The 22,235-nt window shown below is 45.7% G+C and carries 23 protein-coding genes; 10 read left to right on the top strand and 13 right to left on the bottom strand.

Going from position 1 to position 22,235, the window contains the following annotated elements; genetic code table 11:
* The first annotated feature begins 73 nt into the window (after positions 1–73).
* The 3 genes from Q1A23_RS00215 to Q1A23_RS00205 all read left to right on the top strand — a co-directional run bounded on the left by Q1A23_RS00215 (position 74) and on the right by Q1A23_RS00205 (position 1,836).
* Positions 74–718, top strand: a complete 645-nt coding sequence (locus tag Q1A23_RS00215) for a class I SAM-dependent methyltransferase (RefSeq protein ID WP_299817783.1) — start codon at positions 74–76, stop codon at positions 716–718.
* A gap of 125 nt (positions 719–843) precedes the next feature.
* The gene (locus Q1A23_RS00210; protein WP_299817782.1) at positions 844–1,032 is read left to right on the top strand and encodes a hypothetical protein; all 189 of its coding nucleotides are present in this window, start codon (positions 844–846) and stop codon (positions 1,030–1,032) included.
* Positions 1,033–1,035: 3 nt separating this feature from the next.
* Positions 1,036–1,836 (top strand): SPFH domain-containing protein, encoded by an 801-nt coding sequence (locus tag Q1A23_RS00205; RefSeq protein WP_299817781.1) that lies wholly within the window; start codon positions 1,036–1,038, stop codon positions 1,834–1,836.
* Between the two features lie 283 nt (positions 1,837–2,119).
* On the opposite strand, the gene Q1A23_RS00200 is transcribed toward Q1A23_RS00205, so the two are convergent.
* The 5 genes from Q1A23_RS00200 to sdaAA all read right to left on the bottom strand — a co-directional run bounded on the left by Q1A23_RS00200 (position 2,120) and on the right by sdaAA (position 6,545).
* On the bottom strand, positions 2,120–2,716 hold the full coding sequence (locus Q1A23_RS00200; protein WP_299817779.1) for an NADH-quinone oxidoreductase subunit C: 597 nt from the start codon (positions 2,714–2,716) through the stop codon (positions 2,120–2,122).
* A gap of 32 nt (positions 2,717–2,748) precedes the next feature.
* Positions 2,749–3,294 carry an NADH-quinone oxidoreductase subunit NuoB gene (nuoB, locus tag Q1A23_RS00195; RefSeq protein WP_299817777.1) on the bottom strand — a complete coding sequence of 182 codons (546 nt, stop codon included), beginning with the start codon at positions 3,292–3,294 and terminating at the stop codon, positions 2,749–2,751.
* Between the two features lie 36 nt (positions 3,295–3,330).
* Positions 3,331–3,822: an NADH-quinone oxidoreductase subunit A gene (locus tag Q1A23_RS00190; RefSeq protein WP_299817774.1), complete on the bottom strand. Its 492-nt coding sequence runs from the start codon at positions 3,820–3,822 to the stop codon at positions 3,331–3,333.
* A gap of 267 nt (positions 3,823–4,089) precedes the next feature.
* The gene (locus Q1A23_RS00185) at positions 4,090–5,265 is read right to left on the bottom strand and encodes a DUF4407 domain-containing protein (protein ID WP_299817772.1); all 1,176 of its coding nucleotides are present in this window, start codon (positions 5,263–5,265) and stop codon (positions 4,090–4,092) included.
* Between the two features lie 374 nt (positions 5,266–5,639).
* Positions 5,640–6,545 carry an L-serine ammonia-lyase, iron-sulfur-dependent, subunit alpha gene (gene sdaAA / locus Q1A23_RS00180; RefSeq protein WP_299817769.1) on the bottom strand — a complete coding sequence of 302 codons (906 nt, stop codon included), beginning with the start codon at positions 6,543–6,545 and terminating at the stop codon, positions 5,640–5,642.
* Between the two features lie 200 nt (positions 6,546–6,745).
* On the opposite strand from sdaAA, the gene Q1A23_RS00175 reads away from it, so the two are divergent.
* Positions 6,746–7,030 carry an acylphosphatase gene (locus tag Q1A23_RS00175; RefSeq protein WP_299817767.1) on the top strand — a complete coding sequence of 95 codons (285 nt, stop codon included), beginning with the start codon at positions 6,746–6,748 and terminating at the stop codon, positions 7,028–7,030.
* A 151-nt stretch (positions 7,031–7,181) separates the two neighbouring features.
* The gene (locus tag Q1A23_RS00170) at positions 7,182–7,733 is read left to right on the top strand and encodes a Crp/Fnr family transcriptional regulator (protein ID WP_299817764.1); all 552 of its coding nucleotides are present in this window, start codon (positions 7,182–7,184) and stop codon (positions 7,731–7,733) included.
* A gap of 28 nt (positions 7,734–7,761) precedes the next feature.
* On the opposite strand, the gene Q1A23_RS00165 is transcribed toward Q1A23_RS00170, so the two are convergent.
* Both Q1A23_RS00165 and Q1A23_RS00160 read right to left on the bottom strand, forming a co-directional pair.
* A complete protein-coding gene (locus Q1A23_RS00165) occupies positions 7,762–8,451 on the bottom strand; it encodes a hypothetical protein (RefSeq protein ID WP_299817761.1) in 690 nt (229 codons plus the stop codon).
* Between the two features lie 73 nt (positions 8,452–8,524).
* Positions 8,525–9,211 carry a hypothetical protein gene (locus tag Q1A23_RS00160; protein WP_299817758.1) on the bottom strand — a complete coding sequence of 229 codons (687 nt, stop codon included), beginning with the start codon at positions 9,209–9,211 and terminating at the stop codon, positions 8,525–8,527.
* A 158-nt stretch (positions 9,212–9,369) separates the two neighbouring features.
* Here Q1A23_RS00160 and Q1A23_RS00155 point away from each other — a divergent pair, with 158 nt between their 5' ends.
* Entirely contained in the window at positions 9,370–9,924 is a 555-nt protein-coding gene (locus Q1A23_RS00155; protein WP_299817755.1) for a DinB family protein, read from the top strand.
* Between the two features lie 35 nt (positions 9,925–9,959).
* On the opposite strand, the gene Q1A23_RS00150 is transcribed toward Q1A23_RS00155, so the two are convergent.
* Entirely contained in the window at positions 9,960–11,375 is a 1,416-nt protein-coding gene (locus Q1A23_RS00150) for a thioredoxin-like domain-containing protein (protein ID WP_299817752.1), read from the bottom strand.
* A 178-nt stretch (positions 11,376–11,553) separates the two neighbouring features.
* Here Q1A23_RS00150 and Q1A23_RS00145 point away from each other — a divergent pair, with 178 nt between their 5' ends.
* Positions 11,554–12,810, top strand: a complete 1,257-nt coding sequence (locus Q1A23_RS00145; protein WP_299817749.1) for an aminotransferase class I/II-fold pyridoxal phosphate-dependent enzyme — start codon at positions 11,554–11,556, stop codon at positions 12,808–12,810.
* A 137-nt stretch (positions 12,811–12,947) separates the two neighbouring features.
* Here the strand turns inward: Q1A23_RS00145 and Q1A23_RS00140 are convergent, their stop codons facing one another.
* The gene (locus Q1A23_RS00140) at positions 12,948–13,406 is read right to left on the bottom strand and encodes an Lrp/AsnC ligand binding domain-containing protein (RefSeq protein WP_299817746.1); all 459 of its coding nucleotides are present in this window, start codon (positions 13,404–13,406) and stop codon (positions 12,948–12,950) included.
* A 165-nt stretch (positions 13,407–13,571) separates the two neighbouring features.
* Between Q1A23_RS00140 and Q1A23_RS00135 the strand changes: the two genes are divergently transcribed.
* Complete coding sequence (locus tag Q1A23_RS00135; RefSeq protein WP_299817744.1) at positions 13,572–14,522, top strand: asparagine synthetase A; 951 nt, start codon at positions 13,572–13,574, stop codon at positions 14,520–14,522.
* 135 nt (positions 14,523–14,657) lie between these two features.
* Here Q1A23_RS00135 and Q1A23_RS00130 read toward each other — a convergent pair whose 3' ends face one another.
* The 3 genes from Q1A23_RS00130 to ispF all read right to left on the bottom strand — a co-directional run bounded on the left by Q1A23_RS00130 (position 14,658) and on the right by ispF (position 18,301).
* On the bottom strand, positions 14,658–16,031 hold the full coding sequence (locus tag Q1A23_RS00130; RefSeq protein WP_299817741.1) for a LutB/LldF family L-lactate oxidation iron-sulfur protein: 1,374 nt from the start codon (positions 16,029–16,031) through the stop codon (positions 14,658–14,660).
* A gap of 155 nt (positions 16,032–16,186) precedes the next feature.
* Entirely contained in the window at positions 16,187–17,731 is a 1,545-nt protein-coding gene (locus Q1A23_RS00125; protein WP_299817738.1) for a M28 family peptidase, read from the bottom strand.
* Positions 17,732–17,815: 84 nt separating this feature from the next.
* Positions 17,816–18,301: a 2-C-methyl-D-erythritol 2,4-cyclodiphosphate synthase gene (gene ispF, locus Q1A23_RS00120; protein ID WP_299817735.1), complete on the bottom strand. Its 486-nt coding sequence runs from the start codon at positions 18,299–18,301 to the stop codon at positions 17,816–17,818.
* A 216-nt stretch (positions 18,302–18,517) separates the two neighbouring features.
* Here ispF and Q1A23_RS00115 point away from each other — a divergent pair, with 216 nt between their 5' ends.
* The gene (locus Q1A23_RS00115; protein WP_299817732.1) at positions 18,518–19,276 is read left to right on the top strand and encodes an OBAP family protein; all 759 of its coding nucleotides are present in this window, start codon (positions 18,518–18,520) and stop codon (positions 19,274–19,276) included.
* 338 nt (positions 19,277–19,614) lie between these two features.
* On the top strand, positions 19,615–21,063 hold the full coding sequence (locus Q1A23_RS00110) for a T9SS type A sorting domain-containing protein (protein ID WP_299817729.1): 1,449 nt from the start codon (positions 19,615–19,617) through the stop codon (positions 21,061–21,063).
* A gap of 67 nt (positions 21,064–21,130) precedes the next feature.
* Here the strand turns inward: Q1A23_RS00110 and Q1A23_RS00105 are convergent, their stop codons facing one another.
* Entirely contained in the window at positions 21,131–22,231 is a 1,101-nt protein-coding gene (locus tag Q1A23_RS00105; RefSeq protein WP_299817726.1) for an alkene reductase, read from the bottom strand.
* Positions 22,232–22,235 lie beyond the last annotated feature (4 nt).

The raw sequence follows: 22,235 nt of genomic DNA, 5'->3' as shown, positions 1-22,235 counted from the left end.
GGTGTGCCTACCCTATGCCGGCTACTACTAGCCCACGGGATGCACGCGTATCGTGAGCAGTAACCTTAAAACCATGAACACCGACCTGATACAGTACTATAAAAAAAGGGCCCGGGAGTATGAGCAGGTATACCAGAAGCCTGAGCGGCAGCAGGAGTTGCAGCAGCTAACCACACTTTTGCAGGGCATCTTTAAAGATAAAACAGTATTTGAGGTGGCCTGCGGCACCGGCTACTGGACAGAGCGCATTGCCGAAACTGCGCATTACGTTTTTGCCACCGATGTAAACGATGCTGTTCTGGAAATAGCCCAGGCAAAGCATTACCCCAATGAGAACGTTAATTACAAGCAGGCAGACCTTTTTAAGCTGAAGCAAATGGCCAGGTACGAAAGCCTGCTAGGATCCTTTATTTGGTCGCATGTTAAGCTGCAGGAAGTAGGTGCCTTTTTAGATATCATACACAATTGCTTAAACCCTGGCGGTACTGTAGTGTTGATGGATAACAACTATGTGGAAGGCAGCAGTCTGCCCCTGACTTACCACGATGAGTACCAGAATACCTACCAAACCCGCACCCTCTCCGATGGCAGCATGCACCAGGTACTTAAAAACTTCCCAACAGAAAACCAGCTTCGGCAACTGCTGCAAGGCATCGCCACCGATATCCGATTCGTTAACCTGACATACTACTGGGTGCTTACCTATAAAACGCTGTAACTGCTACATTCTCTGTTCTCTAACACAGGTTAGTCTTGTAGAGTTATAGGAAATAGGCTATATTTGGTAATAATTATACTTCTGGCTGCTTTACCTGGGTGGCTACTTAATTCTCCTTTGTCTTTATGAAATTTGGATACATCATTTTACTCGGCCTGCTGCTTCTGGTCGATATATTAACTTTTACGGAAGTGGCCTCGCTGGTACGTGAGCCCTCTGACCTGAAAGTAGCCATTGGCTTAGGACTCCTGCTTGTGCTGGTTGTAGCCAATTTTTTTGTCATTCGTTTTTCCATCAATAAGCTTAAATCATAACCTATGAACAGCACCCGTCAGGTCCTCACCTGGATCATCAGCTTTATACTTATACTTGTCTTCTCTGTTAGCGCCATGAAATCCTGCACCCGCATAGATGCAGGCCACGAAGGTGTATTGGTTAAGCTTTACGGCTCCGAAAAAGGTGTCCAGGATGTTAGCCTTGTAACAGGGCGCGTGTGGTACAACCCTTTCACGGAGGAGGTGTTTGAGTTTCCGACATTTGTGCAGACAGTAGATTATGCAGCCTTTACCGTGAACGCAAAAGATGGTTCGGTATTTACAGTAGACCCTACCATATCGTTTAGAGTAATAGGAGGGGAGAGCCCGCGCATTTTTGCCAAGTACCGCAAAGATATAGAGCAGATTACGCAGACTACTCTCTATAATTACACCCGCGACGCCTTCCGTATTCAGTTCAACCAGTACTCCACAGACAGCATTATCTCTAACCGACAGAGTTTTGAGGATAAAGTACAGATAGCGTTAGACAAAGCCCTGCGCAAAGAAGGTTTTGAGCTAGAGCAAATGACCAGCGGTTTACAATACCCTGAGGTAATTGTGCAGGCTGTAAACCTGAAAAACAAAGCTGTGCAGCAGGCCATGCAGGTAGAAAACGAGTTAAAGGTAGCAGAAGCACAGGCCCGCAAGAAAATTGTAGAAGCCGAGGCCGAAGCCAGAGCAAACGAACTGCGCCAGCGTACACTTACACCATTGCTTATCCAACAACAGTTTATTGAGAAGTGGGATGGCCGTACGCCGCTTTATGGCAGCTCGCCTACATTCTTCAAAAATGTGCAGTAAGTATAGCCGTCAAAGTATAAACAAAAAGACCACCGGAAGTATATCCGGTGGTCTTTTTGTTTACAACGCCTGCAGTCCAACCACCCTTGGCCCCTCCATGTCTAAGGCGGGGAATCTGGTATTACATTGGTTGTAGTATGAGTTTCATTGCTACGGCCATCCCCGGACAGGTCGCGACCTGTCCCTACAAAATACATTTTATTTACTTTATTGATGGCAGATGAAGCAGTAAGTAAAAATTTCCCGCCTTAGACAAGGAGGAGCAGGGTGCTTGGACCTGGTGCTACTCCGGCTTCTCCCGCTTATCACCAAACTCGTTGTCTGGTTTAGCAGTCAGGTTAACTGGTTCGCCACGGAAGCCGCTGTTTTCGTTGTGCTGGTCGTAAGGCACTTTAATGCCGTGGTAATAATCCTGTAGTTTATAATCTTTCCGGAGCGGATGGCCTTCCCAGTCGGCGGCGCAGAGAATGCGGCGCATATCGGGGTGGTCAGTAAAGTAAATGCCCAGCAAATCGAAGATCTCACGCTCGTGCCAGTCGGCGGTGCGCCAGATGTGGCTAAGCGTTGGTACTGCAGGCATCGGTTCGCCTGCGGTGTTGCGCGGTACCCGTACTTTCAGCATCAGGTGGTGGTTGTAGGGGATAGAGTAAAGGTTATAAGCTACCTCCATGGTGCCAGCCTCCGGGCCGTTGTCGATGCCTGTGATGCAGGACAGGAAATCGAAGTAGGTAAGTGCGTTATCGTGCAACTGCAGGCAAACTTCCGGCAGGCGCTCCGCCTGTAAAACCAGGTATGGTTGCAGGTTATCTGTCTTGGTTTCAAGTATAACCCCGGCACCAAATGTATCAACTATAAAATCTCTTATTTCTTCAAAATTCACGGCTTCTGGCTTTGGGTAAGTAAACAGGCAAACTAAGAAAGCGAATCTGCGTCTGCGACTGGTTGCCCCTGCTGCGCACGCTTTGCCATAATCTGCTGCACGGCCCTTGGGGCGCGTATGGTTTCTTTGCGGATGATCTCCTGCAGTTTCAGAAAGCCGCCTATCAAGGCCTCAGGCCTTGGCGGGCAACCAGGCACATACACATCCACCGGTATTACCCTGTCAACGCCTTTAACTACATGGTAGCCATGCTCCCAGTACGGCCCACCGCAGTTAGAGCAGCTGCCCATCGATATTACATAGCGTGGCTCTGGCATTTGCTCGTAAAGGCGGCGCACACGGTCAGCCATTTTAAAGGTAACCGTACCCGCCACAATCATCACATCCGACTGCCTTGGAGAAGCCCTGGGGATAATGCCGAAGCGGTCCAGGTCGTAACCAGATGCGTAAGCTCCCATCATCTCAATGGCGCAGCAGGCCAGGCCAAAGCCCATCGGAAACAGCGACGTAAGCCGCGCCCAATTAAGCAAATCGTCCAGTTTGGTGATTACTACACCGCCTTCTCCTGTCTTATCCAATGTAATTCTAAGTTAATGTATGATTGGTAAAGGTGTTTATACTTTATGCTTGCTGTCCTGTTGCGCGTTAAACTGCTGGTACACATCCATGGGTATTTTAGATCGGCTTTCCGGAAGTATAGGTTTTGGCTTTATCCAGTCCAGGTGCCCTTTAGCCCAGGCATAAGCTAAACCCAACACCAGCACCCCAATAAAAATAAACATCTCTATCAGCGCAAACCAACCCCAGGCACCGTCTGTAGCCTCTATCAAATCTTTGCGGCCAAACACTGTGGCCCACGGAAACAGAAATGCCAGCTCCACATCAAAAATGATGAAAATAAGCGCAATTACGTAAAAGCGTGGGTTGAACTGCACCCAGGCGTTACCAATCGGCTCCTCCCCCGACTCGTAAGTTGTCAGCTTTTCGTGGTTGGGCCTGTTCGGGCGAATAAGCCTGCTGGTAAGCAAACCAATTGCTACAAATATAGCGCCTCCTATCAGGAAGAGCAGGATGGTACCAAAGTCTGAAGTATAATTTTCTGCCATTGCTTGCAGCTGTTTACACAAATTTACGATAAAAAGTGGGATTTGAGTCGTGCTGCCTTTAGCTGAAGCGAATGCCTTGTAGCACAGGTATAAATTTCGTACTAAAGCCAACAAAGGGTATAGTCGCAGCTTGTGCCTGCAACATAGTGCCTGGTGATAAAAGCCCCAACAGTAGCCCATAAGCAGCTCTCAGGACATCAACCCAAAATGCAAAAGCGCCTGAACGTGTAATTCAGGCGCTTTCAAGTATAATCTGTTAACAGCAGTTTACCATTTATAATACCCATTCTCCTCACCGTCATTCAGAATATCGGCGGCGGTGTTGGGGCTGCGGCTAATATCGTTTAGTTTACGCTCTTTCCAGACGGCGGCAGATTCTCGTACTACTTCCAGGTGGGCATCAGATTTAAGGCGTTCTTCTTCGCGCTTGGCTTCTACTTCATACTCGGTGCGGGCAAAAAACTTTGCCTCAGATACAGCTTGCCGTGTGTCGTATTGCTTCTGGCGCTCCCTTACGCGCTGCATCTCTTGTGTGGTACGCTCATGTTCTACACCTTTAAGTATATCGTCATAAGGTCCTTTGCTAGAGATTAGCTTCGTAAATATTGGTGCGGTTTCGAGGCAGATAAACAGCAAGGTGATAAAAAAAACAGGCAACCAGGGCAATTCGTCTAAGGCATTTATTCGAGCCATTAAGCCATCATAGTTCGAGAAACTCTCCTGGCCTTCTGCAACCGTTTCGTCATACTTGGCCATAAGCTCCGATATCCGTTTTTCCTTAAGCAGGATTCTGTCGGCGGCGCTGGCCTGCAATAACTTTAGCTCTTCGTCTACTTTATCGTATTGGCGCTTTTTCTCTTCATAGATAGGCCCCCTGCCAACTTTGCCGGTTCCTCCGGTGCCGTCGGCCTCAGCAGCAACGGCCTCGTACAATTTGTTTCGTTCCTGTACTTTAGCTTCCACCTCCTGCCTGATAGCACCAATCTCAGACTTTACTGAATCTACCTCACCGAATTGTTTTCCAACCAAAGCTTTGTGTTGTATGGCAAGCTCTGCCTGTTTCTCTTTAAGTATAGCCTGAATCTCCTTATCAAAAATCTTTAGCTCCAATGGCTTGGATATAACTACCGCCAGTACAAGAGCCAGCAAAATACGTGGCGTTACCTGTAACAGCTCCTTCCAGAATTTACCTTCCTTGCGAAGCGTGGAAACGATAAAGCGATCCAGATTAAAAATTACAGCACCCCAAAGCAGACCAAACGCAATGGCCATGGCAGCAGCGTCGAAGACTGTATAAAGTGCGTAGGCGCCAGAAATACCAGCTAATAATCCTGTAAAGAATACTGTAGCGCCAATGCCGGCATACTTTACGTGTTCAGACTTAGAGCATTTTTCAAGTATGGTATCATCGGCGCCGGCGCACCACCAAAAAAACTTTCTCATGTAATAAATAGCTGTACAGATGAAAACTGACGCAAGTATTTAATATGCTTTAAACTGCTCGGGCAAAGTATCAGAAATTCTAGAGAACCTGTTTTGAGCAGTTTGCTTCTTCTAATCAAACAAGTATGGCCAGAGTTCACCGTAGCCTATTTTGCTTTTGAGCAAATATCAAGCAGATTTTAAGTTATACTATAACGTGCAAGTTGCTGATTAATATACTTTTAATTTTGTAAATGTGACGAACAGCCTCTTTCTTGTGACGAAACTACCCCTGGAGTGGCACCAACTTGTAAATATCAAAAAAGGTGGAAAGCTATTCTCTGCCTTCCACCTCTCCAATTATTAAGCCATTTATCTTAATCTGTGCCTCAGTACTACTCGCTATCTTCGTCAGGCAATATTTCTACATCCTGCACCAGCACAAAGTTTTCTATCTCACGGGCTCTTGGTGTGTTGGCTAAACCGCCTTCAGCAGTTTCTTTATACTTACGCTCCATGCTTTCACCTACCTCGCCAAGCGCTGCCACGCATTGGTCTACAGGTATAACAGGATCAACGCCGGCAATGGCCAACTGCGATGAAGAATAAGCAATAGCTGCCGCGCTGGCGTTACGCACAATACAAGGCACCTCTACCAAGCCCGCCACAGGGTCGCAGACAAGGCCAAGCATGCATTGGATGGTAATGGCAACAGCATTAAACACCTGCTGCACATCTCCGCCTAAGCAGTATACAATTGCACCGGCAGCCATAGCGGCGGCGCTACCTGTTTCGGCCTGGCAGCCACCTACAGCACCAGCCAGCGATGCATTTTGCTCTATAATCAGGGCGATGCCGGCGGCAACAAGTAAACCTTCGTGAATTTTCCTGTCTTCGAGCCCGTGCAGTTCCTGCAGCGTAGTAAGCGTGCCTGGCAGTATGCCCGAGGCACCAGCGGTAGGGGCAGCTACCACGCGGCCCATGCACGAGTTAACCTCCTTGGCACCCAAAGCACGCGACACCAGCATCTGGAACTCCGGCGACAGCACCGTTACCTTGGCATTGGCTACTTTTTTTGCACCGTTATTTACCATGCCAGAGCGTGACGTCATGTTTTCTGTGAGGCCTGTTTGTACGGCATCTTTCATAACCTCATACGCTTTGGCGATGTTTTCCCAGATAAACTCCTCTGTGCGCCCCTTCTGCTCTATTTCGTACTCCAGCACAGGTTGGAAAAGTGGCTCACCGGTTTCAGCGCAATGCTTATCCCAGCTCTTAAAATCATTGAATAATAACGACATCTGTATATCTCTTAAGTATAAACCAACTCCCCATGCAAAGGGGGCGGCCAATATAGTCACAAATTTGCAATGCAGCTAACGCTACTCTAATTAACAAAACCGATGGTATAAATTGTTCGGTTATCTTATATTATACTTTGGTTTAACTCCTTTAGCTGCAGTACGTTCAAATACATAGTTTATTTATACTTAGCACTATTATGGCGGAGCAAAAGAAACACGTAGCCATACGTGTGTACGGAAAAGTACAGGGCGTTTTCTTTAGGGCAAGCACACTAGATAAAGCACGTGAGTTTGGGCTGACTGGTTTTGTGCAGAACGAAGATGATGGCACCGTTTATCTGGAGGCAGAAGGCGATGAGGAGGCGCTGCGCAAACTAGAGGATTGGGTGCACGAGGGGCCTAAGCATGCACGGGTAACGCGGGTAGATGTAAAAACAGTAAAGGAGTTGGAGGGATTTGAGTATTTTGAGCAGAGGAGGTGATGACCTGTATAACGCATATTTGGGTAAAGTATACTTTCGTATGTAACTATTAAGTAGCACTTATAGACGTGATGGCTTAATCTAGAGCGTGTAAAGCTATGGTTATACTTTAAATTAGTAAATTTCGCCTTATACTTAGATAACTTCTCCCATGCTCCGCACACTCTTACAGCAAGTGCCATACTTCACGCCGGAAGATATTGAGGCCTTTGTGCCCCTTTGGAAAAAGCAGGTGAAGCTAAACCGTTATGATTTTTTAATTCAGCAGGGGCAGGTAGAGCAAGGGTTATACTTTGTTACAACCGGGGCGTTACGCATTTACTACCCTCTACCAGACGAGGACATTTGTGTAGGCTTTGGTTACCCCGGCACGTTATTAGTTTCGTTTCCGTCTTTTGTTGATGCGAAACCGTCTGCCTATTACATACAGGCTTTAAAAAGAAGTGAACTGTTGGGCATCAGCAAGTATGAATTTGTACAGCTAATGGAGCAGCTGCCTAACATAAAACGCTTTTGGCACGAGGAAGTGGAGAAGGCGCTGGTAGGAAAGATTGAGCGGGAAGTAGATTTGCTGTTGCCAGAGCCAGAGCAGCGCCTGCAGCGGGTGCTGCAGCGCAGTCCGCACCTGTTCCAGCACATCCCTAAAAAGTATATTGCCTCCTACCTTCGCATGTCACCCGAAACGCTGAGCCGCTTAAAGTAGGAGGCAATGTTGGAGTAAATAGCTTATACTATAGAGAATTATAAAAATCTACTAATTCGGCTAAATCTGCCTCCTCTTTTAAATTTAAATTATGTTGCTTTATGAAGCCTTCTAACTCAGTTTTCTTGTTAGACAATGCGGTTAAAACTGATTTTTTAGAAGGCGTTATTCGTGTTAACTGGCCATCACGTGCAACATAATATTTTATACTTTCCTTAATCTGTTTCACTTTTAATATAGAAGTTTCACTTCTTTCTTCCACAATTGCCTTGGTGGTTCTTTTAAGTAGTTGTGTATTGCCTGCAGCAAGTACCTCATAAAAAGCATTAGGAGTGGCACCATCTACAGCAGTAAACCCTTTGGTAAATGTTTTCTGGTCAACTACTCTTCTGTTCTCTGGGTTTGAGATAGTAAACGATTGAACAGGCTGCATGAAAATTTGACGTTGATTACCGTCTACTGTAAAAATGAGTTCATCTCTAATTTGGTCATACAGTAAATCCATGCCCTCATAGACAATACCATTTGTTAGTTGAACAGTCCCTTTTGCCCAATTTTCATATAAGTATGGCGAGCCTTTAAGCCCTGGGGATTTATAGGATGACACACGCATATCATCTCTGTCAATTGATATACCAATATTTTGAGCTATCAAATCAGGTGAAAGCACTAATGTTGTAGCTATCATTAAAGCGATGCTGTAAAGGATTTTCTTCATCTTTGCTTACTTAGTTAGAAGGAGTTAGTATGGGAATATTTGAAAATACATGCTAAAGATATGTAATTTAATATTATTCAGCAGCGTTGTAGAAATCAATTACCTTTATTAAGTCTTCATCATTTTTCAGGTTCAGGCGGTTGGCTTTGATATATGTTTCCAGGGCAGCTTCTTTGTCGTTTAGGGCCTTAAGCACAGCTCTCTTGTCAGTTTTGATCTTGGTGAGCTTATCTTTTTGGGCGATGTAGTAATGTGTGTCTTCCTGAAAGGTTTTTACTTTTGTGGCAGAACCATAAGGCAGTTCCTCAAATATTTTCTTTGATGTTCTTTTTAGCAGCTGCGTGTCACCGTCAACAAGCACCTGGTAAAACGCATGCGGGCTGGCCGCATCAACAGGGGTAAAGCCTTTGCGGAACACGTGGTTTTTAAGTGTTACCTCATCTTTGCCAACTCTAATCGAGAACTCACTTATAGGCTGGAAGAACGTTTTTGCTTCGCCGTTTTCGCTTCTGAACAACAGTTCATCACTAACCTGGTCATACATTAACTCCACACCATCATAGGTTATACCGTTTGCTGTTGTTGCGCTGCCCTTCATCCAAGTGTCGTATAAGTAAGCAGAGCCTTTTACATCAGTATAACTTTTGGTCTGGATGGGGTGGCCCATGATGTCTACAGCGGCAAACTGCGCTGAGGCACCTGTTACAGCAGCAAATCCTAAAGTTGCAGCAAGTATAATACGGTACAACACGCTGTTCATGGTTTAAGCTTTTTATGTTGATCAATTTAACTAAATTTTCTTAATTTTTATATATAAAGTGTAATGTTACATTTAAAGTATAAATCTTGATTTCAATCAAGGATTAGGAGCAGTAGCTGCCATACTTTTGTAGTGTACAAAATAAAACCTTGAAAACTATGAATAAATTAGAACAGCTTGCCCAAACTAACAGCGCCTTAACCCAAACTGTAACTACCCAGTTAGCTAAGCTGGACCTGGAAACACTTAACTTTAAGCCACACCCCGACAGCTGGAGTATATTAGAGTGCCTGGAGCACCTGAACCGCTACAGCCGCTACTACAACTCTGCCTTGGCTACAGCTATTGCCCATAACTCCAATGGCACCTACCTGGAAGATATAAACTACAGCTGGCTCGGAAAAAAGACATTGGAAATGGTAGGGCCGCAAAGTATGAAAAAGCACAAGACGGTAAAGCACATGAACCCCAACAATAGCAAGCTTGGCCGCGGCACTATTGATGAGTTTTTAAAGAACCAGGAGAAACTGCAGCAACTACTGCAAAACGCAAAAGGCGCTAATCTTAGTAAAAAAGCCGTTCCGGTTGAGTTCTTTAAGTTGTTGAAGTTGCGAATCGGCGAAACGCTTGAGTTTATGGTAGCCCACCAGGAGCGGCATGTGCTGCAGGCGCTACGGGTAAAGCAACAACTGGCGCAGCAGGTAGCGGCCTAAGTATAAAACTGGTGCTGGTGCCGTTTTAAGAAAATTTACAGCGTCACTATCACTTCCTGCTTCTGCCCGGTATTAAGGTCTATTTTAAAAAGCTGGTGGCTGTTGGTGCTTGTTACCCACAGCTGCCCGTTTAAAAAGACGAGGTCGTTTGGTTCGCTGAGCCCGCTGGCAAGTGTGTGCACCCGGTTTCGGGATAGGTCCAGCCTTTTTATCTTGCCGTTATAGGTGTCGGCAATGTACACATCGCTATCTATTATCTCCAGGCCAACGCAATGTTGCAACAGGGCATCATCCACATCACCATCTACATCTCCAAAATCAAAGAGGCCGCGGCCAAGCGGTGTTAGTACTATACCTGTTTTCAGGTTAACGGTGCGGATGGCGCTGGCTTCGGCATCGGCTATATAAAGCACATGCTCATTGTTGGCAAGTCCGCTGGGTTGGTTAAAGGCAGCTTCGTGTAATGGCCCATCCGTCAGGGCCTCGCGGCCTGTTCCGGCAAAGCGGTATACTTTTTTTGTTTCAAGGTCCATGCGCAGGATCTGGTGGTTGCCGGCGTTGGCAATAAACATGCTGTTGCCATAAACAAGCAGGTCCCAGGGGCTGTTTGGGTTTACCGGTTCGTTTAGCTTGTCATCTAAAAAGTAATAGTGTAATTCTCCTGTGCCTGCTGCCGTAGTTACCATTTTATGCCTCAGGTCTACTTGGCGTATGGCATTGTTCTTGGTGTCAGCAATATACAAGGTATCTCCCTGTAAGGCCATGCCATGCGGCTCGTAAAAAGTGGCATCGGCATAGCCGCCGTTGCTAAAGCCCTGTTCACCGCTGCCGATTACCTCCAGCACCTGCCCCTCCTGGTTCAGCTTAAGTATGCGGTTGTTGCCGCTGTCCGACAAATATAAATCACCGTCGTTGTCACAAATAAGCTTGGACGGGAAGTATAAAGCAGATGCCTCCTTCCGCGGAGCTTTAAACTCAAATGGATCGTAGTTTAGTTGGTCTTTAAACTCGTCTTTTAGCTTCTGGATGTAGGGGCGAACGGTATCATAAACTGCCTCGCCTGCATGCTGCCCTATTACTTTTCCGTTTGGATCTATTAGCACGATAGTAGGCCAGGCGCGGACGCCATAGTAGTTCCATACTTTATAATCTGCATCATTTACAACCGGGTGCTCAATGCCAAACTTCCTGATGGCCTGTTCTATAGTTTCGCCTTGCCTCTCGGCATCAAACTTGGCCGAGTGTACTCCTATCACCACTAAAACGTCTGCATATTCTTTTTCGAGGCGCTTTAAGTCAGGTATAATGTGCTGGCAGTTGATGCAGCCAAAAGTCCAGAAATCCAACAGCACTATTTTGCCCTTAAAATCTTTGATAGACCAGGCTTTGTCAGAATTAAGCCAACCATGTTCGGTAGTAATTTCCGGGGCATTCACACGGCCTGTCAGCATAGTATAAGTTTGTTAAGGTTAAGCTACTGTAAGTGGTACAGCCTTAGTATGGTAAATGTTTTTCTTTTCTGGGGCTAAAGCCATAGTATAAATTAAGACAGGAGCTATTTTTTTCTGACGACCTGTTTATATAGTTTCTCTTAAATCTTTAACTTGTGGAGCACATAAATGCTTTCCCATGACAGTTTCTAAAATGGCGCAAAACCTGATCGGCTCCGAAATTATAAGAGTAGCCGGCGAGGTAAATGCAATGATCGCAAAAGGCGAGCCTATCTGTAACCTTACAATCGGCGACTTTAACCCAAGCATATATCCTATACCTACAGCGCTACGCCAAGGCATAACCACAGCTTACGAGCAAGGGCATACCAACTATCCGCCTGCCAACGGAGTGGCCGTATTGCGTAATGCCGTTGTAGAATTCACGAAAGAGAGGCTGGGGCTAACATACCCTGAGAGCGATGTTTTAGTAGCTGGCGGATCAAGGCCTTTAATTTATGCTACCTACCTGGCCCTTGTTGACCCGGGAGATAAAGTGGTATACCCAACGCCATCGTGGAACAACAACCACTACTGCCATTTATCCGGGGCAACACCTGTAGAGGTAAAAACCCGGCCGGAAAACAACTTTATGCCAACTGCCGAAGATGTAAAGCCGCACGTGAAAGGCGCCACCATGCTGGCACTATGCTCACCGTTAAACCCAACGGGCACCATGTTCTCTAAAAAAGATTTGGAGGAGATTTGCGACCTGGTACTGGAGGAGAACCGTGGCAGGGCCGAGGGTGAAAAGCCACTATACATGCTCTACGACCAAATATACTGGATGCTGACCTTTGGTGCTGCCGAACACTACGATCCGGTAAGCCTGCGCCCTGAAATCCGTGATTATGTAGTATATATTGACGGCACATCTAAATGCTTTGCTGCAACCGGGGTGCGTGTAGGATACGCTTTCGGGCCAACCGTGGTGATGGATAAAATGAAATCTATACTTGGGCATGTGGGTGCCTGGGCACCCAAGGCAGAGCAGATGGCAACAGCCGGGTTTTTGGAGCAAGGGCAGGCTGTAGATAGCTTCATGAGCGAGTTTAAGCCAAAGATTCAGGAAAGCCTGGATGTGCTTTACAATGGGTTTAAAAAACTAAAGGCTGATGGTTTTGCAGTAGATGCTATTGAGCCAATGGGAGCAATATACCTTTCAGCTAAAATGGACCTGGCTGGTAAAACTACTCCTGAGGGCAAGGTATTAGAAACAAGCCAGGACATTACATTTTATGTGCTGCACGAAGCAAAGCTGGCGGTGGTGCCGTTCTCTGCCTTCGGCTCTGGCCGCGACCTAAACTGGTTCAGGTTATCAGTAGGCGGTGCTTCTTTGGAAGATATCAAAGCTGCTTTGGGCAGATTGAAAAGTGCTTTAGAGAAGTTGAAGTAACTTATACTTTATACTTTGATTGCAGCAGTATACTACAACAGGATTGGTGGTATACTGCTGTTTTTTTACGAAGTATGCTTTCTGTTATTTTCTAAGCAACCCTAAGCCGCCAATTGCAGGGCCAGGTAAGTATAGTCTCAAACAATCGATATCTGCCTGTTTATACTTTCCTCCAACGAGATTAATGTTTCTGTGCGCTGCACGCCATTTACTTGCTGTATTTTTTCGTTTAGTACTTCGCGCAGGTGGGTGGTGTCGCGGCAGATTATTTTCACAAACATGCTATACGAGCCGGTAGTGTAATGCAGCTCCACAATTTCAGGCACCTGGCGCATTTGCTCTACAGCATCTTTATAAACCGAGCCTTTCTCTAAAAACACACCTATAAAAGCGCAGATATCAAAGCCAATGGCTGCTGGGTTGATAAGTAACTGAGACCCTTTTACTACGCCCATTTCTGTCAGCTTCTTCATCCGCACATGAATAGTACCTCCCGAAACGTTAAGTTCTTTGGCTATGTCGGTGTATGCACGTGTTACGTTGTGCATCAGCAGGTTTAAAATCTGTTTATCCAGATTATCAATTTCATAATTCATAAACCTCTATACTTAACGTGTTTCACAAAGTTTCAACATTTTGTCATTATAATTAAATAATTTGCAAGTATAAAAAATAATAATTAAAAAATTAGCAATTAGGTGTATCAATTTTTAGATTTGTTAAGTATAAACCATCATTATTTTAATAAAATCTAAAAACCTATGGAACTAGAAACCCTTACCAAGCCAACGTTGCTGGATGCCACGTTAAAACACCTTAGCCGGGCAGAGTTGCCTAAAGTGCTGCAAGTGCAGCAAGGCATTATTCGTGCTACGCATGAGTTTATGTTCAAAAAAGGGCTGACACAGCTTATGCCGCTCATGTTATCTCCTATCACCGACCCATTGAACCACGGTGTGGTAGATGCTACCATTGGCTATGCAGATAAGCGTTGGAGCCTTACCAAGTCAATGATCTTCCATAAGCAACTGGCCCTGATGAACCCAGCCTTGGAAAGCCTCTACATTGTGTCGCCGAACGTGCGCCTGGAGTTCGCTGACCGTGCCGATACCGGCCGCCACTTGTTTGAGTTTACCCAAGTAGATTTTGAGTTTAAAGGCAAGGACAGGTTCTTTGTGATGGAGTTTGTAGAGGAGTTGGTAAACTTCGTTTTTACAAAACTGAATGCAGAAATACCAGAAATCCTGCTGGACCTGCGTGGAGAGCTGCTGCCTGTTTATGAAAAATGGCCTGTGTACCGTACCGAAAAACTGGAAGCCGCGCTTGGCCCTGATTACGAACGCATTCAATCAGAAGAAGCAACTGCACCTTTTTGGCTGCTGAACCACAAGCGCGAGTTCTACGACAAAGAAGATCAGTCTAGACTGGGAACCTACCACAACTACGACATTATCTGGCCAGAAGGCTACGGCGAAGGCTTGTCGGGTGCGGAGCGCGAGCATGAGTACAAGCAGCTATTAAAGCGCATGGACGAAACAGGCACCGACAAAGAGGCATTTAAATTTTACCTGGAGGCTGCCAAAGATGGACTGCCTAAGACTGCAGGTGGTGGCTTTGGTGTAGAGCGCATGACCCGCTTTATTTGCCGCCTGAAGGATGTGGATGAGGTTACTGTTTTCTCTCGTAAGCCCTATACAAAAGCTGTGTTTTAAATGAAAAGAGAAGTATGGATGACAATGGCGATAATGCGGACAATCCTGCAAATGATAAAGTAACATAAACGGCCTGCACCAATTCTGATGCAGGCCGTTTTGTTTTATACTTCAGGTAGGCTCAAGAGTAAATTTCTAGCCTCTTTGCTCTTTCCAGAGTTGATTAAATGACTTCTTCGGAACTTGCAATGGCTCGCGGCGCTTGCTCCAGGTGTCTTTTTGTACGTACCGCAGCACATAGTTTTTGATACCGGCTGGCGCCATATTCATCAACCTGCGGCTTTTCATGGCTTTTAACCAAAACTTAAAAGCAGTCTTTTCCTGGCTCTCGGCCATGCCTTGCTCCACACTTTGCTTGCGGTTTAAAAGCAGCAGGTTGTGTATGTTTATCTTTACAGGGCAAACAGAGGTACAGGCACCGCACAATGAGCTGGCAAAGCTCAGGTGCTTGTTTTCGGCCATGCCACTCAGGTGTGGGGTGATGACTGAGCCAATAGGCCCACTATAGGTGCTCTCGTATGTATGGCCGCCAATGTTTTTATATACCGGGCACACGTTTAGGCAGGCACCGCAGCGGATGCAGTTCAGCGCTTCTCGTTTCTCAGGTAAAGCGAGCAGTTCTGTACGGCCATTATCCAGCAGCACCACATACATCTCTTCAGGTCCGTCCATTTCTTTTGGCTGGCGCGGCCCCGTCATAATAGTGTTGTAGATGGTTACGTTCTGGCCGGTGCCGCTGGTGCTTAGTAATGGCCAGAAAAGATCCAGGTCCATCACCGACGGAATCATCTTCTCTATACCAACTATGGCAATGTGCGTTTTCGGGAAAGTAGTGGAAAGGCGGGCATTGCCCTCGTTCTCTGTTACGGCCACGCCACCAATATCTGCAATTAAAAAGTTGCCTCCTGTTATGCCTACCTCCGCAGACGTATACTTTTCGCGCAGCAGTTTGCGGGCCACGCCTACCAACTCTTCGGCGTTATCGGTGGGTGGTATGCCCAGCTTGCGCACAAACAGCTCTGCGATGTCTTTTTTAGACATGTGCATGGCCGGTGTTACGATGTGGTAAGGGCGCTGCTCTGCCAGTTGCACAATGTACTCCCCTAAATCGGTCTCTACGGTCTCAATGCCATTCTTCTCGAGGTAATCGTTCAGGTGGATTTCCTCGGTGATCATGGATTTAGACTTTACAACAGAGCGGGCGCGTTTGCGCTTCATAATTTCGCCTATCTCTTTCAGGGCTTCCTGGGCATCGCGTGCCCAGATTACCTTGCCGCCACGGGCTGTAAAGTTAGACTCGAACTCCATCAGGTACTTATCCAGGTTATTGATGGTGTTCGTTTTTATAAAAGAGCCGCGCTCGCGGGCTAGTTCGTGGTCGCTGTATTGGGTGAGGCCACGCTGCACAGCGGCGTTATACTTGCCGATGTTGAACTTGATAGTTGCGCGGTGGCCCTGGTCAAATGCTTTTGTCTCTGCGTCCAGCAGAAACTGTTTCAGTTTACTCATACTGTATGTACCCTACGGTTTTTTGGTGCAAAGGCTACACCAATATCAGGCTTTCTTTAAAAAGAAAAACACCCTTAAAGTTAGGGTGTTTTTCTTAAAGCTAATAAAGCTGTGTGCTTTTATACAGTTAACGGGTTTTATGTTGCTGTAGTATGTTATTTTTTGTTGCTGTCTACTACAATGCGGTTCTCGCGGTTTGCTAGTTCCCATGTCACGTGGAACGCCAGGCGGGAAACTTTCTCAGCACTTTCGTAAATGATCTTGTCAGCGTGGTCGCCTGGTTGGTGGTAATCATCGTGCACGCCATTAAAGTAGAACACAATCGGAATACCATTCTTAGCAAAGTTGTAGTGGTCAGAGCGGTAGTAGAAGCGGTTCGGATCGTTCTCGTCGTTATAAGTATAATCCAGCTTCAGGTTCACGTACTTCTGGTTCATCTCTTCATTTATCTGGTGCAGCTCCGAAGAAAGCTTGTCAGCACCGATAACGTAGATGTAGTTGCTGTCGTTGGTCTTCTCATGGTCATAGTCCATGCGGCCAATCATGTCGATGTTCACATTGGCTACGGTGTTCTCAAGCGGGAAGATTGGGTTTTGTGAGTAATATTCGGAACCTAGTAATCCTTTTTCCTCGCCTGTAACCGTCATGAAAAGTACGCTGCGGCGTGGGCCGTAACCATCTTTCTTTGCTTGCGCAAAAGCTTCAGCCAGCTCAATAACAGCTACTGTTCCAGAACCATCGTCGTTAGCGCCATTGTAAATTTTGTCGCCTGTTTTCGACTCCTCCACACCAACGTGGTCATAATGTGCAGTTACGATGATAACCTCATCTTTTTTATCAGTACCCTCTACAAAGCCCAACACGTTTTCAGTAGCCAATGGCTCAGCCTTTCTGCTCATCAGTATTTTGATGTTTGAAGCAGGTGTAGCTGTGGCTGCAGTTTGCTGGAGTTTTTCTGGTGTAGTACCAAGTATGGCTGCACCTACAGTCGGAGAAGTAATAATAGTGGCTGGGCGTGTAGTGCCGCCATTGTTGCTCATCTGGGAGATGGATGGCTGTGAAAGGCGGTGAGAGAAACGCTCTGCTGTAGTGCGGTATGCCTCAGCATCTAAAATATAAGCTACGCCTTTAGCTCCTGCTTTCTCAGCAGCGGCACCAAAAGCACGCATTTTGTTTTGCATTTCAGCAGGGTTAGCCAGCATAGTCACAACAAGCTTACCGTTCGCACCTTTCGATGCGATCTGATCTGCCTCAGTTACATATACAGCCTCTATTGCCTGTTCTGTGCTGAACGGTGAAGCACCAAATGGGAAGAAATCCTGCATCATCAGGAATTTCTGAGTTCCTACTGTAATGTGCCCATCGCCCCAGCTGCTTTTCTGCAGGTCGAAGGTCTGGTAGTATGGGTTTGCGCCAGCTTTTACCGGACCAGCCAAGCCATCCTCACGGAACTCGCGGGCAATGTACTCAGCAGCCATTTTCTGGCCTTTTTCGCCGGTATTACGGCCTTCATACTCATCAGAAGCGATAATGTGCAGGTGCTTAGACAAGTCTGCGGCAGTAATGGTTTGCGCATACTTTGGTGCAGCCTCGCTTAGCTTTGCTACATCAGTTGTCGGTTTACTGGCGCTGGGCCCCTGGGCGCAGCCATAGCCAACGGCGGCTAGCAGCAGGGCGGCGTAGAGATTGTGTCTCTTCATGGTTTAGTTTAGGTGTTTTAAAGTTTAGTTCAGTTTAGACTTGTATGGTGGCGGCTGGTTTAATCTGTTATGTAAATAGCCGGGTTACTGTTTAAATATCAACACGGTGGCAAAGGCCGCAACTCCCTCTTTTTTACCCACAAAACCCAAATGCTCCGTTGTTGTAGCCTTAATTGAAATATCGTGTTCCGGAATGCCCATCACATCAGCCAGGCACTTTTTCATGGCGGGTATGTGTGGGTTTACCTTTGGCTCCTGCAGGCAGACCGTGGAATCTATGTTTCCAATTTCATAGCCTTCCTGCGAGAGTAAATGCATTACATCTTTTAACAATATTTTGCTGTCGATGCCTTTATACTTTGGATCTCTATCAGAAAAGTGGAAACCAATGTCGCGCATATTGGCGGCACCCAGCAGCGCATCACAAATTACATGTACCAGCACATCTGCATCTGAGTGCCCTAGTGCTCCGTGTGTATGCGGTATTTTAATGCCACCCAACCAGAAATCCAAACCCTCCTGCAGCTGGTGCACATCATAACCAAAGCCGGTTCTAATCTTTAATTTCATTTAAAGTGTACATAAAGTATAAACCAAGCCAAGCAGGCAAGGCAAGTATAAAAGGTAAAACTAACCGAAAAATACGATTTCGCGCTAGTATAGATGCTCTTTTTTAAGGTTTGCAGTTTAACTGCAGGCTTACCGGCAGGATAAGTATGAGCATAAGTAACTAGAAAAACATACTGGCGTTAGATGTTTATAAGCTTAACCTAATCTGGATAGACTATGAAAATTAAAGTGTTAAGTGCCTGTATGATTGCAGGAAGTTTACTGGGCAGCTGTGGCGGCGAGAACACAGGTTCTAATGTACAAGCCCCTGGAGCGGAAGAAACTGCGAAGTCTGAGTTGCTTGAGGCCGGCGCCGACGCTTTGCAGGATAAAACGCCCCTTAAGAAGGTGAATATGTACTTGGATGGGTTCCATTTCTATAGTGGCCACATGGAGGGGCAAATGGAAGCGCACCACTATGTAACCCAGTTAAACGAAGACCTGCACCAGGCAATAATATTTGATGGCAACGGTGAGGATGCAAAATTGATGGGCGTAGAGTACATCGTTTCGGAAAGGTTATTTAAGGAACTGCCTGGGGAGGAAAAGAAGCTGTGGCACAGCCACCATTACGAAGTTAAATCAGGTACGCTGATAGCACCAGGTATACCGGATGCAGCAGAGCATGAGCTAATGGAAAAGCTTGTGACGACTTACGGCAAAACCATACACACCTGGCACACCGACAGAGACCTTGAGCTGCCGTTAGGCGGCCCTATGCTTATGATGGGCTTTACAAAAGATGGACAATTAAAGCAGGAATTGATAGACAAGCGGGACAAGAACTTTAATGTATCGACGGCAGAAAAGAAAAAGCAACGACAAGACATACCAATGCCGGAAGTGCTACCTGGGGCCAATGCCTGGGAGAAAGGAGAAATACGGCAGGTGCAGCTAACTAACAAAGCGCCGGAAATAAAGCAACATGGGCATTAAGAGCTATAACTAAATAATTTTAGGAGTTAAATAAGCAGGTAAACAGGCATTGAGTTTATAACTAAAAGAAGTTAATGTGATAACAACTAAAACTAACCTTATTGTACTTGAATAATAGATTAATTGATGTTGTATTTAAATACTACATATTTTGAAGAATTAATACCTGTATTTATTTGATTTTTTGCATAATATAAAAAATATTAGACAAACCATATATATAAACATTTTTATTACGCTTATAACATTGTAGGGTAGTTTAATAGTAGCTGCTATATTTGCAGGACTTTATTTTAAAATCAAAGTCCCATTTAGCTCTATACTATCTAACCTTTATAATGCTACTTACTTATTATTTTAAGCTTATCTATGCTGTTTGTCTGCTATTGGTAAGTTGCCTCTTTCTCAGTTCCGAGTCTCTTGCCCAATCACCACGCGCAGTTACAGAAGTTATATCTGATTACGATGGCTTCTGGAAAAGTGGAAATGGCGCTGTCGGCTCTATTCCTGTAAATCCAGTTAAACCAAGCAACAGCCATAATCTTTTAGGCTTTGTTTATGCCGGAAAACGTTACTCAACAGGGGTAGATGATAATAAACTAACAAGTGAAGGATTAACTTTTGAAGCAGGGCTTTACAGGTCATTGCCCCAATTTAATATAACAGGTGCCATCAATAGTAACACAAAGGTTGGCATTGGCCAGATGTATGATGGCGTGAGCAATGGTAAAAGTAGTGCATCGCCGGATCGGAACATAAATAAGTATTTGCAGGACGGGATAAACGGGTTGGATTTAGGAACAGGAGTGGCTAATTTACCTAAGGGCTATGCAGAGTTTATGACAACAAATATTTTGGCTAGCGCGATCAATGATGGTGTTCCGGATATCATAGTGACTCAAATTGCCGATCCGTCTGGCTCAACAGATACATATGAACTTCTAGATGAAAACGGCAACCGTGTAGGAAATCTGTTAGCGATTGCATTTACAAACATTACACCTGTTGGTAAGTGGGTGGCAGATTTTTATGAAGCCAGCGTAAACCCAATGACATTAACACCAGGCTTTACCAATACCGAACGTGACTTACGCCTATGGGCATGCGATTTCGGAGATCTTGGTATAACTGCGGAAGATGTAAAAAGAATCAGAAGCTTTAAGATCAACCTTAGTGGAAATAGCGATATTGCCTTTGTGGCGTATAATGCAAACGCATTCCTGAATCAGAGTCCTATTCTCCCGATGCCGGTTACCTTAACCAGCTTAAAAGCACAGCAGGAGCAGGATGTAATTAAAGTTTTATGGGAGACAGCATCCGAAGAAAACAGCAGCCATTTTGAGGTGGAGGTTAGCCAGGATGGGGAATCGTTTATAAAAGTAGGAGAGGTAGCTGCGGCAGGTTATTCTAATGTAAAGCAAAAGTATAGTTTTGGATATGTGCCTGAAGCAAGTGGCGACTATTACGTCAGGCTAAAGCAAGTTGATACCGATGGTCGGTTTGAATACAGCAAAGTAGTTGCTGCCAGCATTTACAAACGTGGTCTAGATTTAATGGTATATCCAAATCCTTCTGAAGGAGGCAACGTTTATCTGAAGCATACAGTAGCAACAGGTAGTGAGCAAATTGCTCTATGGCATACAAATGGCATAAAGGTAAAAGAGCTGAAACCCGAAAAAGGCAGCATTACCACAAGTATAAGCACGCATAAGCTGGCAGCAGGGCTATATCAGGTAACTTGGCATAGCGAAACAGAAGTAGTGACTACAAAATTATTAGTAAGGTAAGTAAAAAGCTCTCAAGCAAAAGGGGTAGCTAAATTTAGCTACCCCTTTTGCTTGAGAGCTTTTAGGTTTAAGCTTCTACTTCAGCCAGTAAAGGATAATCTATGTATCCCTTTGTGCCAGGCACATAAAATGTGTTGCTGTCGGCCTCTTGCAGGTCTGCATGCTGCTCAAATCTTGCTGGCAAGTCCGGGTTAGAAATAAACGGTACACCATACGCTACCATGTCAGCATTTCCGGCCTCTATCACCTTATTGCCGCTCTCCTGTGTAAATCCGCCATTAATTATGAGGTTGCCTTTGTAAACTGGGCGGTAACGCCTGGCAACATTAGGCTCGATGTGCGGTACATTGTAATTTGCCGGCGAAGCCTCTGTTAAGTGTAGGTACGCCAGGTTATACTTGTTCAAGTTCTCGATTATATAGTCAAAAGTTGGAATGGTATCCTCGTTTAAGGTGATGCCAAAGGTATTGTGCAGGCTTGGGTTCAGGCGTACACCTACCTTCTCTATCGGTACAACTTCCTTTACAGCCTCAATTACTTCAAAAAGTATGCGGGCGCGGTTTTCAATATTACCCCCATACGCATCTGTGCGCGTGTTGGCAGTAGAAACAAAGAACTGGTGCAGCAGGTAACCGTTGGAGGCATGTATCTCTACGCCGTCGAAACCGGCTTCCATGGCGTTGGCTGCGGCATTCTTATAGTCCTGTACAATCTGCTTTATTTCTGAGGTAGTCAGGGGGCGTGGTGTTACTGTGTCTTTAAAGCCTTCTGCTGTAAACGCCTTAGAGTTAGGGTTGATGGCTGATGGTGCGACAGGTAAATCACCGTTATGAAAATCGGGGTGCGACATGCGACCCACGTGCCAAAGCTGGATAAATATCTTACCGCCTTCTTCGTGTACGGCATCTGTTACTTTCTTCCAGCCTGCTACTTGTTCTTTAGTATAAATGCCCGGTGTGTTGATATAGCCTACAGCCTGTTTCGATATCTGTGAGCCTTCTGTAATAATTAGTCCGGCACCAGCACGCTGCGTATAGTAAGTAACCATGATATCGTTGGGTACATTGCCTTCGTTATCAGTACGGCTGCGCGTCATGGGTGCCATAATTACCCGGTTGCCAAGTTCCAGGTGGTGTAGTTTTATAGGTTCTAAAAGTGCTTGTGACATAATT

This window comes from uncultured Pontibacter sp. (genome assembly GCF_947492645.1).
Taxonomy (GTDB): domain Bacteria; phylum Bacteroidota; class Bacteroidia; order Cytophagales; family Hymenobacteraceae; genus Pontibacter.
The sequence above is the reverse complement of the archived record's forward strand: the minus strand, read 5'-3'. Positions and strand labels throughout refer to the sequence as shown.

Bases quoted from the DNA above. Each gene is read 5' to 3' on its own strand.
- Q1A23_RS00185 (WP_299817772.1), bottom strand. From the start codon at position 5,265: ATGAGAAAGTTTTTTTGGTGGTGCGCCGGCGCCGATGATACCATACTT.
- Q1A23_RS00205 (WP_299817781.1), top strand. From the start codon at position 1,036: ATGAACAGCACCCGTCAGGTCCTCACCTGGATCATCAGCTTTATACTT.
- Q1A23_RS00155 (WP_299817755.1), top strand. From the start codon at position 9,370: ATGAATAAATTAGAACAGCTTGCCCAAACTAACAGCGCCTTAACCCAA.
- Q1A23_RS00125 (WP_299817738.1), bottom strand. From the start codon at position 17,731: ATGAAGAGACACAATCTCTACGCCGCCCTGCTGCTAGCCGCCGTTGGC.
- sdaAA (WP_299817769.1), bottom strand. From the start codon at position 6,545: ATGTCGTTATTATTCAATGATTTTAAGAGCTGGGATAAGCATTGCGCT.
- Q1A23_RS00150 (WP_299817752.1), bottom strand. From the start codon at position 11,375: ATGCTGACAGGCCGTGTGAATGCCCCGGAAATTACTACCGAACATGGT.
- Q1A23_RS00115 (WP_299817732.1), top strand. From the start codon at position 18,518: ATGAAAATTAAAGTGTTAAGTGCCTGTATGATTGCAGGAAGTTTACTG.
- Q1A23_RS00215 (WP_299817783.1), top strand. From the start codon at position 74: ATGAACACCGACCTGATACAGTACTATAAAAAAAGGGCCCGGGAGTAT.
- Q1A23_RS00165 (WP_299817761.1), bottom strand. From the start codon at position 8,451: ATGAAGAAAATCCTTTACAGCATCGCTTTAATGATAGCTACAACATTA.
- Q1A23_RS00135 (WP_299817744.1), top strand. From the start codon at position 13,572: ATGGAACTAGAAACCCTTACCAAGCCAACGTTGCTGGATGCCACGTTA.
- Q1A23_RS00210 (WP_299817782.1), top strand. From the start codon at position 844: ATGAAATTTGGATACATCATTTTACTCGGCCTGCTGCTTCTGGTCGAT.
- Q1A23_RS00170 (WP_299817764.1), top strand. From the start codon at position 7,182: ATGCTCCGCACACTCTTACAGCAAGTGCCATACTTCACGCCGGAAGAT.
- Q1A23_RS00145 (WP_299817749.1), top strand. From the start codon at position 11,554: ATGACAGTTTCTAAAATGGCGCAAAACCTGATCGGCTCCGAAATTATA.
- Q1A23_RS00175 (WP_299817767.1), top strand. From the start codon at position 6,746: ATGGCGGAGCAAAAGAAACACGTAGCCATACGTGTGTACGGAAAAGTA.
- Q1A23_RS00130 (WP_299817741.1), bottom strand. From the start codon at position 16,031: ATGAGTAAACTGAAACAGTTTCTGCTGGACGCAGAGACAAAAGCATTT.
- Q1A23_RS00105 (WP_299817726.1), bottom strand. From the start codon at position 22,231: ATGTCACAAGCACTTTTAGAACCTATAAAACTACACCACCTGGAACTT.
- Q1A23_RS00190 (WP_299817774.1), bottom strand. From the start codon at position 3,822: ATGGCAGAAAATTATACTTCAGACTTTGGTACCATCCTGCTCTTCCTG.
- Q1A23_RS00110 (WP_299817729.1), top strand. From the start codon at position 19,615: ATGCTACTTACTTATTATTTTAAGCTTATCTATGCTGTTTGTCTGCTA.
- ispF (WP_299817735.1), bottom strand. From the start codon at position 18,301: ATGAAATTAAAGATTAGAACCGGCTTTGGTTATGATGTGCACCAGCTG.
- Q1A23_RS00160 (WP_299817758.1), bottom strand. From the start codon at position 9,211: ATGAACAGCGTGTTGTACCGTATTATACTTGCTGCAACTTTAGGATTT.
- Q1A23_RS00140 (WP_299817746.1), bottom strand. From the start codon at position 13,406: ATGAATTATGAAATTGATAATCTGGATAAACAGATTTTAAACCTGCTG.